The following is a 13,920-nucleotide window of genomic DNA, read 5'->3' on the forward strand; positions in this document are numbered from 1 at the left end:
TGATGAGGTCGGCCGTGGTGACATCCAGGCCACGCTCGGCAAGACCGGCGGCGACGCCGATGAGCCAGGCGTTGCCGGCGGAGCCGCCACCACCGAGGACGAGGGCGCGGCGGGCTGAAGAGAGAGAAGTGCTCACGGGAGGTGCCTTTCGCAGACTGCGTGGCGGGTGCTCCCGGTGACGACTAGATCAGTCGCGATCGTCGACCGAGGGGAGCACCCGATGTGGATACTGCGTTCATGGGTGTCACCTCCAGAGGGTCGATTGCGTTCGGGCGACGGTGACACGGTGATGGAAGGCGGGCAACGAAGGAGCCTGACGTTGATGTAACGAGAATCGACCTTCCGGAGCAGGCGAATGTCGATGTGCGTTACATGGATGCCGAATGCGCGCCGACGATATATCGTTAGGTATCGCCCATTCCCACCCCGGGGTCGGGTGAGAAGGAGACGATGATGCGTAATTCATCCATGGGAGACATGTTCGGCGGCATGGGAGGCGGGCACGGCCAGGGCGGCCCGCGCGCCGCGGCCGACTGGGCCGGTGCTACCGCCTGGGAGGCGATGGAGCAGCTCAAGGCGCAGTTCGAGCAGAAGGTCGGCCCGCGCATGGGCCGCGGCGATGTGCGTGCGGCGGTGCTGAGCCTGCTCGCAGAGAAGCCGATGCACGGCTACCAGATCATCCAGGAGATCGCAGAGCGCAGCGGCGGCGCGTGGAAGCCGAGCCCCGGCTCTGTCTACCCGACGCTGCAGCTGCTCGCCGACGAGGGCCTCATCAGCGCGAGCGAGTCAAACGGCCGCAAGACCTACTCGCTCACCGAGGAGGGCAAGGTCGTGGCGGATGCCGAGACGGCGACCCCGTGGGACAGCCACGGAGCCAGGGAGAAGGGGCGGGCATCCGCGCTTCCCAAGGCCGGCATCGACCTCGCCCAGGCGGCGGCGCAGGTCGGCCGCTCTGGCACCCCCACGCAGATCGAGGAGGCCGTCGCCGTATTGGAGGAGGCGAAGCGCAAGATCTACTCGATACTGGCTCAGTGAGACCAGCGAGTGTGAGAACCGACGCGACCGACGCCGGGGCGATGCGTGCGCGGTACCGGCGCATCATCCGGTTCGCCGCACGGTATCTCGTGCAGACCTGGTGGTTCGAGCTCGTGCTGCCGCGGTTCGGCCTCTCGCGCCTCGCGGCGGTCGGGCGCCCCAAGCGACTGCGGCGCATCGCGCGGCGGTTCCACGGGCTCGCCGTCGACCTCGGCGGGCTCATGATCAAGGTCGGCCAGTTCATGTCGACGCGGCTCGATGTGCTGCCGCCGGAGATCACCAAGGAGCTCGAGGGACTGCAAGACGAAGTGCCTGCCGTGCCGTTCGCCTACATCGCGGCATCGGCAGAGGCTGAGCTCGGCATGCCGCTCGAGCTCGCCTTCGCGAGCGTCGACCCGGTGCCGCTCGCCGCGGCATCCCTCGGGCAGGCGCACCGCGCCACCCTGACTGATGCGGATGCCGCAGACACCGGGCTGCGCGACGTCGTCATCAAGATCCAGCGCCCTGGCATCGGCCTGATCGTCGACGTCGACCTGCGCGCCCTTCGTCGCGTCGCCCGCTGGCTCAGCCGCATCCGGCTCGTCTCCGACCGGGTCGACATGCCCATGCTCATGGAGGAGTTCGCCCGCACGAGCCTCGAGGAGATCGACTACCTCCACGAGGCCGCGAGCGCAGAGCGCTTCGCCGAGATGTTCGACGGCGACGACCGCGTCGCCGTGCCGGCGGTGGTGTGGGAGCGCACCGCTCGGCGCGTGCTGACGACAGAGGATGTCACGGCGATCAAGATCAACGACACCGGGAGCCTGCGCGCCGCCGGCATCGACCCTGCGGTGGTCGCGTCGGAGTTCGCCGCCGTCATGTTCGACCAGCTGTTCATCGAGGGCTACTTCCACGCCGACCCGCACCCCGGCAACATCTTCGTGACCCCGGATGCGAGCGAGCGCGGCTGGCACTTCGCCTTCATCGACTTCGGGATGATGGGCGAGGTTCCGACGAGGCTGCGCGCCGGTCTGCGCGGCCTGCTCATCTCCGCCGCGTCGCGCGACGGCAAGGGAATGGTCAACGGCATCCGCGAGGTCGGGGTGCTGCTGCCGACCGCCGACACGATAGAGCTCGAGCGGGCCATGACCAAGCTCTTCGCGCGCTTCGGCGGAATGGGATTCGCCGAGCTCGCCGAGGTCGACCCCCGGGAGTTCCAGGCGTTCGCGACCGAGTTCGGCGACGTCGTGCGATCGCTGCCGTTCCAACTACCGGAGAACTTCCTCCTCATCATCCGGGCGATGTCGCTCACCTCCGGAATGTGCAGCACCCTCGACGCGAAGTTCAACATCTGGGATGCCGTCGAGCCGTACTCGGCCAAGCTCATCTCGGCGGAGGCCGGCAACGTCGTGCAGGATCTCGCGAAGAAGGCGATGGCGGTCGCGAGCACCGTTGTGCGACTGCCGCAGCGACTCGACGACCTCACGACCCAGCTCGAGGAGGGGCGCATCGCGGTGCAGACCCCGCGACTCGACAAGCGGGTAGCCTCGCTCGAGCGAACGGCACGGCGCCTCATCTCTGCGGTGCTGTTTGCCGCGCTGCTGATCGGCGGCATCCTCGTGCGCCGTGAGGATGCCGTGCTCGGCACCGTGCTTCTCGCCACCTCCGCGCTGCCACTGCTGCACGCCCTCTTCGCGGGACTCGTGGGGCGGCGGCTGCCCTAGGCGCAACCTGCGCGTCTCACTCCCACTCCCTGTGAGCATTGTCAACCGACTGCCGCAATCGGCTCGGCCTGCGTACCGTCGAAGAATGAAGCTCATCAACTACGGCGACACCGACTGGCTGATCGGCGACGATGCAGCCGACCTCCTGCTGGAGTACTCGGTGCTCATGGCCAAGGGCGCGACGGCCGACTCTGTCGACGTGCGCGTGCTCACCGCAACGGGCCAGCCGCAGTCGGTGAAGCTGCTCATCGGCCCCGCCACGATGATGACGGCACGACCGGTTGCGAGCGAGCTGCCGGAGCCAGACAACGCGCAGACGATCGCCGACGTTCGCGAGCGGATCCACGCGATCGAATCGCCGCCGTCGGTGCAGCCGAGCGTGCCAGACAGCGTCTTCGACGACTACGAGCTCTAGTCGCCCTAGACGACCAGCACGATCTTGCCGCGCACATGTCCGTCGCGGCTGAGGGTCAGCGCCTCCGCCGCATCGGCGAGCGGGAAGGCGCGGGTGACCTCGAGGGTGAGCCCCCCGTGCGCCGCCAAGCGGATCGCCCGTGCGCTGTCGTCTGGCGTCGCCTTCAGGCGGGTGATGCCGGCGGCATCCGATTCGTCTGTTCCCACGGCGGTGGATGCCCGCGAGAGATCTGACAGCAGTGCGGACGTCGCCGACACCGCACCATGGTCGCCGGCGAAGTCGACGGATGCCGTCACCGCGCCGAGCGCGCGCACCCGCTCGATGAGACCATCGCCATACAGCACCGGCTCCGCACCGAGCGCACGCACGTAGTCGTGGTTCTTCGCCGAGGCCGTGCCGATGACCGTCGCGCCGAGGTGGCGTGCGATCTGCACCGCGGCAGAGCCGACACCGCCGGCGGCGTTGTGCACGAGCACCCTGTCGCCGGCACCGACCCCGGCGGCCGTGAGCGCAGCCCACGCTGTCGCGCCAGCGAGCGAGATCGCGGCGGCCTGCTGCCAGTCGACGGATGCCGGCTTCGCCCACGTGTTCACCGCCTTCACGATGCGGTGGGTTGCATACGCGCCGAGGTACTGGCGGGCGATGACCTCGTCGCCGACGGAGAACTCGACGCCGTCGCCGACGGCCTCGACGACTCCAGCACCCTCCATGCCCGGCACCACGGGAAACTGCGGTGCCTGGCGCACAGTGGCCCCGGAGACGAACTTCCAGTCGAAGGGGTTGACCCCGATGGCGAGCTGGCGCACGAGCAGCTCGCCCTCGCCCGGTGCGGCCGGCTCGAACTCGCGGAGGTGCAGTTGCTCCGGTCCGCCGAAGGCGTCGATCTCGATGCGCTGTGCCATGGCTCGAGCCTAGCTACCGGGAGTGTGCCTTCTCCTGCGCGGGCAGCTCGCCCTTCGCGGCGAGGTCGGCGTAGTGCGCCCGCGCCTCGTCCTGGCGAATGCCCTCTGCCCCGGTCGCGATCGCGGCGCGCAGGTGCTCCGGCTCGAAGCCGAAGGCGTCGGTGAGCGCGAGCGCGTGCGGGCGAAGACGCGGCAGCAGGCGGTCGTCGATGTAGGCCGTGATGGCCTCCGCGCGCTGGGCCGAGAGGCGACCGTGGATGAGGTACCAGGCCAGGTTCTTCTCGATCATCGACAGGCCGAACAGGTCGCGCAGCCAGGTGAGCACCTGCTTGGTGCCGGCGTCAGGGATGGCGTCGACGGCATCGGTGAACGCCTCCCACTGCAACAGCTCTGCGTGCGCCCGCGCCGCCTCGATGAGCTCGTTCTGATGGCGGTTGAAGAGCGCGGCGGCCTCGGCCGCGGGCAGCTTGCTCGCCGGGCGGAGCTTCGTCGCGAGCGCGGCGACCATCGTGTGCACCCGGTCGGTGAGCAGTTGGCGCTGGGCGGGGGCGTCGCGCACGTAGCCGACGGAACGGGCCGTCGAGCCGAAGTCGGCGACGTTCTGCACGAGCTGGCGGAGGCCGGAGCGGTTGTAGGTGGCCTCGCCGACCTGGGCGGTGACGTACTGGGCAAGGGCGCCCGCATCCGCCTTGGCGAACTTGCGGGAGTAGTCGGTGAGCAGCCGCTTGGCGACGAGCTGCAGCAGCACGTTGTTGTCGCCCTCGAACGTGACGTAGATGTCGAGGTCGGCGCGCAGCTGGGTCAGGCGGTTCTCGGCGAGGAAGCCGGCACCGCCGCAGGCCTCGCGGCACTCCTGCAGGATGTCGAGGGCAGCCCATGTGCTCAGCGGCTTGAGGGCGGCGGCGATCGTCTCCAGATCCTGGCGGTCCTGGTCAGTGTCGGTGCGACCGGAGAACACGCCGTCGAACGACTGCAGGAACACCTCGTGGGCGAACGACATGGCGTAGGTCTGGGCGAGGCGGGGTAGGAGGCGGCGCTGGTGGCGGCCGTAATCGAGCAGCACCTGCTCGTCGGTGCCGCCGGCCGTGAACTGGCGGCGCTCGCTCGCGTAGCGCAGCGCGATCGTCAGCGCGGCCTTGCTCGCAACCACGGCCGCGCCGTCGAGCGAGACGCGGCCCTGCACGAGGGTTCCCAGCATGGTGAAGAAGCGCCGGCCGGGGCTGGCGATGGGGGAGGTGTAGGTGCCGTCGGCATCCACGTCGCCGTACTTGTTGAGCAGGTTCTCGCGCGGGATGCGCACGGCGGTGAAGTGCAGGCGGCCGTTGTCGATGCCGTTGAGGCCGCCCTTGAGCCCGTCGTCCTCTCCCCCGACGCCGCGAAGGAACCCCTTGTCGTCGCGGATCGGCACGTAGAAGGCGTGCACGCCGTGGTTGACGCCCTTTGTGATGAGCTGCGCGAAGACGACGGCGGCCTTGCCGTGCAGGGCCGCGTTGCCGAGGTAGTCCTTCCACGCGGCGCGGAACGGCGTCTCGATGATGAACTCGTCGGTGAACTCGTCGAAGGTCGCGGTGGTGCCGATCGCGGCGACGTCGGAGCCGTGTCCGGTCTCCGTCATCGCGAACGCGCCGGGAACCTTCAGGCTGAGGATGTCGGGCAGCAGCTTCGTGTGGTGCCGCTCGGTTCCGAGGTGCATGACCGCTGCACCGAACAGGCCCCACTGCACGCCCGACTTGATCTGCATCGACGGGTCGCCAAGCACGAGCTCCTCGAAGCTCGCGATATTGCCGCCGTGGTCCTCCTGTCCGCCGACCGACTTGGGGAAGGCGCGGTGCACGGAGTTGGCGTCGACGAGCATCTGCAGCTGACCGAGCACCCGAGTGCGGTGCTCGTCCATGCTGAGCCCGTCGATGCGGTGGAAGGCCGGGTTCTTCAGCATCTCGCGGGAGTGCTTGCGGGCCTCTGCCCAGTCTCCCAGCAGGTACTCGCCGAGCCAGGCGACATCCACCGTCGGCGCCGTCGGCGCTGCGTCGGGAGTCGTGGTCGGCGCTGCTGTTGGCCGATCGGCGAGCTGGGTCATGAGCTGCCCTTCCGTGAGAGGTGACGACTCCTACGGTAGGAACCGCGCCTCCGCACGCCAAACACGTCGTGGCAAGCGCACGAAACGCCCCGGCCGTGACCGGGGCGCTTCTGTGGGAAAGCTACAGCTTGCTGGGGGCAGGCTGTGCGGAGTCCTACAGCTCGGAGCCCGGCACCTCGAAGGTGTTGCACGCGTTCGGGCCACCGGCGCGACCCGCCTCGAACCATTTCTGGCGCGACTCGCTCGAGCCGTGGGTCCAACCCTCCGGGTTGACCTGGCCCTGGGTCTTCTCCTGGATGTTGTCGTCGCCGACCGCGGCGGCCGCGTTGAGTGCGTCGTTGATCTGCTGCTGCGTGACCGGCTCGAGGAACGTCACGCCGTTCTCGTCCTCGATGGTGGATGCCGCGCCGACCCACGCGCCGGCGAAGCAGTCGGCCTGCAGTTCGAGCCGAACACTGTCGGAGTCCGCGCCCTGCACCTGCAGGTCCTTGCCCTCGGTGATTCCCGAGATGTGCTGGATGTGGTGGCCCCACTCGTGGGCGATGATGTACATCTGAGCAAGCGACCCGCCGCTCGCGCCGAACTTGCTGCGCAGGTCGGCGTAGAACGCGGTGTCGAGGTAGATGCCCTGGTCGGGCGGGCAGTAGAAGGGCCCGACGGCGGAGGTGGCGTTTCCGCAGCCGGTGCTCGTCGAACCGTCGAATATCGTCACGTCGGGGGTCACGTACTCGAATCCGAGGGCGGACGCCTGGTCTGCCCAGTAGACGTCGAGCGACGCGGCGGCACCCTCGACACGGCAGTCGTCATTGGTGTTGGCCTGCTCGACCGTGCAGTTGAGCTCCTCCTCTGGTCCAGGCGCCCCACCGCCTCCGCCGATCAAGCCAGACAGGTCGATGCCGGTGAACTGGGCGATGAGGAACACCGCGATCACACCGACGATGCCTCCACCTCCCGCGATGGCCCCGTTGCGCCCTCGTCGGCTGACACGGCCAGAGCCGACGTTTGCACCCTCGTTGAAAGTCATTCCAAAACGGTACTACGCCAAACGCGCCCATCCAGCCAGCACTCAGCTAGCTGTCAGGGCGCGTTCCGGGGTCTAAGCGGCCGAGTGGCGGCGCTCCTCCCGCTGGCCGGCGGTCGCTGCGCGCACGATCCAGACCAGGCCGACCGCCGCGAGCGCCACGATCGCACCCCAGGTCGTGACCTCGTAGGCGCGGGTGAGCCAGCCGACCGCGATCGGAAGGATGGCGATCACCACGAGCGCCGCTGTCGTGACGACGGGCACCCAGCGGCGCGATCGCCGCAGCAGGGCGACTCCGAAGGCGGCGAGCAGCGCCGCGAGGGCGAGAACAACGACCGTCCACCACGGTGCCTCTGGCACCAGGGGGATGACCCGGACCACCTCGTGAGCACCGCCGCTGGAGTTGGCACCGAGCAACCGCACCGTCGCCTGGGTACCAACGTCGAAGCGCTGCACTTCTGTCATCGCGGATTCCGAGAGAACGACGGTGCCGTCACCGTCCGATGTCACACCCGACAGCTGGCGGATACCGACCACTCGCACATCGTGCGCTCCGTCAGCGAGCAGGTCGGCTGGGACGAGCCCGGAGAGCTGCGCCGTGCCGTCGCGGCCGACGATCGCGGCGGCGACGATCACCGGGTCGGTCGTGATCGTGAGATAGACCACCGAGCCCGCCACGTATCCGTCTGCATGCGCCGACACTGACACCCACGCGATGGCGGAGGAGACGCGCAGTGTTCCGGCTGTGACCGGGGCGCCGAGTCCCGCGTCGGAGAACACGCGACGAGCGTCGGTCGAGACTGGCCCGCCGAGCAGCTGCGCGCTCGACGGCTCGTCGACGATCGACGCGCTGTCGAGCGCGGCGAACTCTGATGCCAGCCGCTGTCGCGACTCCTCGATCGCCGCCGCGATGGTGGTGGTGTCGAGCACGCTAGCCGGCGTCACGAGGAACTGGCCGACGGTGCGGGCTCCCGTCACCTGCACAACGACGCCGGATCGGGGCGCGAAGCCGCCGAGAGCCTCGCCGCGGAGAGCGGCGATGGTGCGCTGTGCGGCGGACAGGCTCGGGGTCGAGCCGATGGCCGGCTGCACTCCGGACCCGACGTCGATGGTGCTCTCCGAGCTCGCCGATCGCGCGGGCGCGCCCGGCGTGATCGAGGATCCGATCGGCACGACCGCGGTCGTGGTGCGCGGCAGCACGGCACCGGGCGTGAGCCGAGCTCCGCGAGGCGGCGTCGAGTCCGCCTCGCCAGACCCACCGGATGCAGATGTCAGCACGACCTCCTCTTCCTCTGGGGCGGCGGCTGGCGTGGTCGAGCGAGGCACTGTCGTCGCGGTCGGTGCCGGCGTCGGTTCGGACGAGGCGCTGGCACTCGGGCTCGGGCTTGGGCTTGCACTCGCGCTCGGCAGTGGAGCGGGCGCCGCGACGAGGTGCAGCTGGATGGTGACGGAGGTTGCCGCCTCGTACGCCCCGTCGACGACAACGCTGGCATTCACCCCGCAGAACCCGACCGACGTTGCCGTGATCGTGGCTCCGCTCAGGCTGCAGTGGGTGTCGCCGGTGACGATCGAGTAGCTGACCGTGCCGCCTCCGGCACTTGGGCTTCCACCGAGGGTGATCGTCGATCCGACCTCTGCCGATGACGCGGAGGCGGCGATTCCGATGGTGCGGGCGACGCGGGTCACCAGGAAGCCCACCGACGCACTGACCTGGTTGTAGCCGTCATCCTCGGCAATGGTCGCGGTGATGCTGCAGTACCCGGGAGCGAGAAGGGTGATGGCGGTGCCCGGCCCGATCTCGCAGATACCGATGGATGCCGCGTCCACCTCGTACCCGATCGCCGGGTCATCGGGAGACACGGTCGGCACAACCGTGAGCGTTGAGGTCATCGGGTGCGTCGTGCCCGGTACATCGAGGTCGATGGTGAGAGAGCGGTTCGCCTTAGCGGTGGCAGCCACATCGAGCATCAGCACGACGTCGGCCGCCGCCAGGTGGTTCGCCGACTCCGCAACGGAGACCGTGACGGTGCACGAGCCCTCTACGGCGGTCGCCGTGACGATTCCCGCGCCCCACGAGCACTCACCGGAGCCAACGATGGTTGGCACGACGCCGCCGAGGGCAGTCGCGCCGAAGGCCTGCGTGCTAGAGGGCGCCATGTCGTTGAGAGTGAGTGGCGAGAGCGTGACGACCTGCGTGGCCTTGAGAACGGTCACGACGCCAGCCACGTAGCTGAACGTGTAGTTCGCGGCGGCGGCACCAGAGCACGTGACGGTGGGTGCAGACCCGGCTGCGCTGGCAGAGGTGTAGCTGGAGGAGCACTCTGGCAGTGCCGACAGGTTCTCCTCACCCTCTGCGTAGACGTAGCCGGTGACGGTTGCGATGTAGGCGGGCGGGGCATCCCCGTAGGTGACGGTGGGGCTGGACGCGGTAACGGTCAGCACGGCGGCGTCGACGGTTACCTCGAAGGTGACGTCTGCCGCATCGAGGTACTCCTCATCGCCATCAGCGGTGACCGTCACGGTCGCGGTCCCGACGCCCACGACCGTGATCGCGCCGTCGGGCGACACGGTGACAACGGAGGTGTCGCTCGTTGCGTACACGACGGGAAGGCCGGAGTCGGTGCTCGCGGTCGCGGCCGCCGGCGCATCTCCATACGTGAGGGCGACACCCGATGCGGTGATCTCCTGTGACTTGCGCAGGATGGTCAGCGACAGCGTCGCCGTCTCACTGGTCTGGCCATCGCTCACGACCGAGAACTCGAGGTCGACCACGCTGGCCGCGGTCGGCGTTCCGTAGATCTCGCCGTCTTCGGTGAAGAATAGCCCGTCGGGAAGGATGCCGCTCACGAGCGTCCAGTTGCTGTAGACGCCGTTGCCGCCCATGGCCTCGAGGAAAGCAGAGTACGAGGAGTCGATCGTGCCGTCGGGCAGCGAGGTGGTCACTACCACCGGTGGTCCAGGCTGAACCGAAACGATGCGGGTCACCGACGGGGCCGGGCTGAAGACGCTCGAGCCAGGCTGGGTCGCCGTGATCTCACATTCGCCGTCGTTCGGTCCAAGGAGGAGTACTCCCTCGGTCACCGAGCAGACATCGGAGGGTCCTGCGGAGTACTCCACCGCGAGCCCGGCCGCGGTCGTCGTCGCAGTGAGGCTTCGGGAGTCTCCGGCTGTACCAGTTGCCGCAGTGGTGAAGGTGATCGACTGCAGCTGGCGGATCACGGCGAAGGCGACCGTGACGGGCGTGGCGGCGGTGTACGCCTCGTTGCCGCCCTGACTCGCGGTGATCGAGCAGGTGCCGAGTGTCAGCAGGGTGACGACGGCGCCGGAGACCGTGCAGACATCCGTCGTGTTGCTCTCGTAGCTGGCGGTGAGGCCGCTGGTGGCGACGGCTCCTGCGGTGACGGTGGTTCCCGCATACTGCGTGGCCGGCGCGCTGAACGTGAGTGTCTGGGCCGACTTCACGACAGCCTTCAGCGGAACCCAGTTGGGCGCGACCGCGGAGGTAGACCAGTCGGCCGTTGCCGCGTTGTAGTAGGCGACCACCCGCACGCAGTACCAGGCATTGAAGGTGAGGCCCGTGATGCCAATGGAGACGTCGGAGGGGAACGAGCCTGACATGACCGCATCCTCCGTGCCGGAGTCGGTCTCCGACTGAACGTAGCCCGTTGTCGTCGTAGTGCCGAGGGTGGTGCAGGCGCCGCCAGACGAGTCGGGTGCGTACTGGAACTTCGCCTTTGCGCCGTTCACAACCTGATTGGGATCGATGGTGCCGTTGAGCGTCGCCGCACCAGCATTCGTGACGTCGGTCGCACTCGCGGTCGTCGCCGTCGGCGCTGCTGGCACCTCGGTGGTGACAAAGCTCAGCGTCTCGCCGTAGACCGTGCCCACGTGCGCCCGGAAGTAGTATGTGGTGCCGCTGGCGAGGCCGGTGAGGTCGGTGCCGACCGCGTAGGAGATGCCGGCGCTGGTCGTCTGGCCGGCGACGACGGTCGTCGCGCCCGTCAGGGTGGGCGAGGTGGAGTATTCGAAGACGATGTCCGACCCCGCTGTGCCGTTCGGGTCGACGACACCGTTGATGCGGGCGGCCGTCGTGGTGACGGTCGTCGCCGGGCTCGTCGTGACATCCATGGGCAGCGACTCGTCGATGGTGTCGAAGGTGGTCAGCATGCTCGAGCCGCAGGTGCCGCCGGCTCTGGCGACGGAGTACGTCGAGCTACCCGAGCCGATGGTGACCGTGCCGATCCTGGCGACCGCGGAGTTGCGCAACAGGAACGTGCCGGTGCAGGTGGGCACTGTCATCTTGTAGGTGATCGACCGCACGGTCGGAGTGCCGGAGGTACCGGTGGGAACCACGAACGGGCCAGAGAACGTGTACGCGGTCTGTGCGCCCGCCGCGGTGGTCGGGTCGGCGATGGCCACCCCGTTGTACTTCGCCGTTCCCGGAACATACGTGAGCCCGGCGTCGCGGGTGTCGAGCACCTGGTCCACGGAAACGCCACCACCGGTATTGGTGAGGTTGACCGTGTACGAGAAGGTCGTGAAGCCGTCGGCGACGTCGACCGCGGCGGCGACCGTCTTCGTTGCCTTGACCGCGATCGACGTCGAGCCGGACGCGACGGTCGCGCTCGACAGCGACGATAGGTCGGTGTGTTTGATCTGGGTCCCGCTCGCGATCTGGGCGATCGGCACGACGCTCGCGGCGGTGACCGCGGACTTGCCGACGATGCGGAAGGTGTAGACGGCCGTGTAGTAGTAGCGACTCCCGCCAGCGAGCGGGATGCGCAGCTGGTTCGACCACGTATTCACGAGGCTGCCCGCGTTGCGTGAGTTGTTCGTGTACGCACTGAAGGTCGTGCTCTCGAGGCGCAATGCCTCGGTCGGCCACGAGGACCGGCCGGCCGGAGAGATCCACACCATGGAGCCGTCGATCGCATTGCCTGCGCCGATCGTTCCCGTGTTGCCCTCGACCGTGACCGTCATGGTGGAACCGACGGTGGTGACGCTGGTCGAGGCCATGCTCGTCACCTTGTTGGCCGCGGCTTTGATCGTCTCGCTGACCTTGGCGAACGAGAAAGTGCAGCTGTAGAGCTCTGTCGCTCCTGTCGTTCCCGGCTTGCCGGAGTAGACGTGCACGACGTGCGATTGCGCCTTAACCGTGGATGCCGTGGCCTTCAGCAGGAAGAACGCCGTCGAGGAGCCCGAGGCGGCAATGTCACCGAGGGGCTGCTGGGAGGTGGCGGGGTTCGCTAGCCCGACGACCCCACCGAGGAAGGTGTCGACCGTCGCCCAGATGTTGGTGCGGGCCGAGCTGCTGCTCCGGTTCTCGATCTTGTACGAGACATAGGCGGCGTCGAGGCTCGAGCTCGCACTGCTGTCGATGTAGAAGACTTTGCCGTGGCTCGCCGTGACGCGCATCGAGTTCTGGTCGTCTGCCGACAGGCCGGTGCAACTATTGCTGGCGGCAGCCGCCGCTGGGGTTGGCATCGGGTCGAAGGCAACGCCAGACAATGGTGCGCCGATAAGGGCGAGCACCGACAGGAGCGCAATTCCGAACCGTCCACGAGCGCCGTATCGGCGCGAACGTGATGTACCGGCAGACGCATCCTTGCGCTTCACAATATCTCCCCAGGTTGATCGGGACTTCCCCCATCCGATCAGTGATGACACTAGAGGCCGTCACGTTGCTCCTCCACGCCCAAAAGGAGTGCCCCTCTGGCGAGGGGTGGGACGTACGGCAGGCTCGCCGGTGAACAGCACCTCGAGTGGCGGCGCTGCAGCCCCTCCCCTCAGCAGATTCGGAACGAACGCTCACACCGTGACGCGGGCGCGCAGCACCAGCCCGACGCACGCGGCGGCGAACACAGCACCGAGAATCGCCCATCCGCCGAGGCCGAGTGCGAGCACGAGCGGCAGCGCGAGCAGAGGACCGAGGATGCGCGCGAGCGACGACGCCATCGCGAACGTTCCCTGATACTGACCATGCAATCACGATGGCGTATCGCGGAAGGCGAGGTGCCACGTCGCGAGCCCGCCGAGGATCTCGCCGGCGGTGAGTGCGACGATCGCGAGCAGCACGATGACCGCCGACGGCACGGCGGGGGTCATCGCCGCGACGCCAACCAGGATGCAGGCGAGGGGGAAGGCGACCGCCGCAAACGAGGCGAACCGCGCTGCCATCCTGTCGTCGGTCAATCGCGCCGACAGCCTGGTCTGGAACAGCAGCACGAGCACGGTGTTGAGCCCGAAGCCGACGGCCGCGATCCACTCTGGCGCACCGGTGCGGGTGGAGATCCACAGGGGAAGCAGCACGGTGAGCACCGGCATGTTGAGCGCGAGCACCGCCGAGAGCCCGGTCGCGATCATGAACCGCCGGTCGCGGAGAGCGACGACACCGGGACGGCGGGTGGCCACAGAGGGCTCCTGCACCGCCCGCGGCAGGGTCGCGAACATGACGCCGGCGACGAGGGCGAGGCCAGCACCCAGCCAGAAGACGGCGACGGAGAGCGCGGGGGAGTCGACGGCGAGCACGGCTACTCCGATCACCGTGCCGATGCCGAGGCCCGCGTTCATGAGGGTGTAGACGACCGCGCGCGAGCGGATGCGCTTGGCTGGCTCTGTAGCCGCGGCCACGAGGGCCTGGCGGATCGCGTTGAGCGCGGACTGCGCCACGAGAAAGCAGCAGGCTCCGGCGACGTACAGTGGCAGGCCGTCGGCGAGCGCGTAGAACACGAGCGCAAGTGACGCGAGCGCGCTCAGCCCGATGCCGG

The 13,920-nt window shown here is 68.4% G+C and carries 9 protein-coding genes; 3 read left to right on the top strand and 6 right to left on the bottom strand.

Features of this window, described 5'->3' with window-relative positions:
- Positions 1 to 453: 453 nt before the first annotated feature.
- The 3 genes from AC14A7_RS10215 to AC14A7_RS10225 all read left to right on the top strand — a co-directional run bounded on the left by AC14A7_RS10215 (position 454) and on the right by AC14A7_RS10225 (position 3,153).
- Positions 454 to 1,035 carry a PadR family transcriptional regulator gene (locus tag AC14A7_RS10215; protein ID WP_484008669.1) on the top strand — a complete coding sequence of 194 codons (582 nt, stop codon included), beginning with the start codon at positions 454 to 456 and terminating at the stop codon, positions 1,033 to 1,035.
- 41 nt (positions 1,036 to 1,076) lie between these two features.
- Positions 1,077 to 2,738 (top strand): ABC1 kinase family protein, encoded by a 1,662-nt coding sequence (locus AC14A7_RS10220; RefSeq protein ID WP_484008685.1) that lies wholly within the window; start codon positions 1,077 to 1,079, stop codon positions 2,736 to 2,738.
- An 85-nt stretch (positions 2,739 to 2,823) separates the two neighbouring features.
- Positions 2,824 to 3,153 (top strand): hypothetical protein, encoded by a 330-nt coding sequence (locus AC14A7_RS10225; RefSeq protein WP_484008671.1) that lies wholly within the window; start codon positions 2,824 to 2,826, stop codon positions 3,151 to 3,153.
- 5 nt (positions 3,154 to 3,158) lie between these two features.
- Here AC14A7_RS10225 and AC14A7_RS10230 read toward each other — a convergent pair whose 3' ends face one another.
- The 6 genes from AC14A7_RS10230 to AC14A7_RS10255 all read right to left on the bottom strand — a co-directional run.
- Complete coding sequence (locus AC14A7_RS10230) at positions 3,159 to 4,055, bottom strand: NADP-dependent oxidoreductase (protein ID WP_484008673.1); 897 nt, start codon at positions 4,053 to 4,055, stop codon at positions 3,159 to 3,161.
- A 13-nt stretch (positions 4,056 to 4,068) separates the two neighbouring features.
- Positions 4,069 to 6,132 (bottom strand): acyl-CoA dehydrogenase family protein, encoded by a 2,064-nt coding sequence (locus AC14A7_RS10235; protein ID WP_484008675.1) that lies wholly within the window; start codon positions 6,130 to 6,132, stop codon positions 4,069 to 4,071.
- Between the two features lie 154 nt (positions 6,133 to 6,286).
- Complete coding sequence (gene ypfJ / locus AC14A7_RS10240; RefSeq protein WP_484008677.1) at positions 6,287 to 7,156, bottom strand: KPN_02809 family neutral zinc metallopeptidase; 870 nt, start codon at positions 7,154 to 7,156, stop codon at positions 6,287 to 6,289.
- A 72-nt stretch (positions 7,157 to 7,228) separates the two neighbouring features.
- Entirely contained in the window at positions 7,229 to 12,637 is a 5,409-nt protein-coding gene (locus AC14A7_RS10245; RefSeq protein WP_484008679.1) for a beta strand repeat-containing protein, read from the bottom strand.
- A 324-nt stretch (positions 12,638 to 12,961) separates the two neighbouring features.
- Positions 12,962 to 13,108, bottom strand: coding sequence for a hypothetical protein (locus AC14A7_RS10250; RefSeq protein ID WP_484008681.1), 147 nt, complete (start codon positions 13,106 to 13,108; stop codon positions 12,962 to 12,964).
- A gap of 30 nt (positions 13,109 to 13,138) precedes the next feature.
- The coding region (locus AC14A7_RS10255; RefSeq protein WP_484008683.1) for an MFS transporter at positions 13,139 to 13,920 on the bottom strand (782 nt) is incomplete at its 5' end.

The organism is Conyzicola sp. (assembly GCF_057073975.1).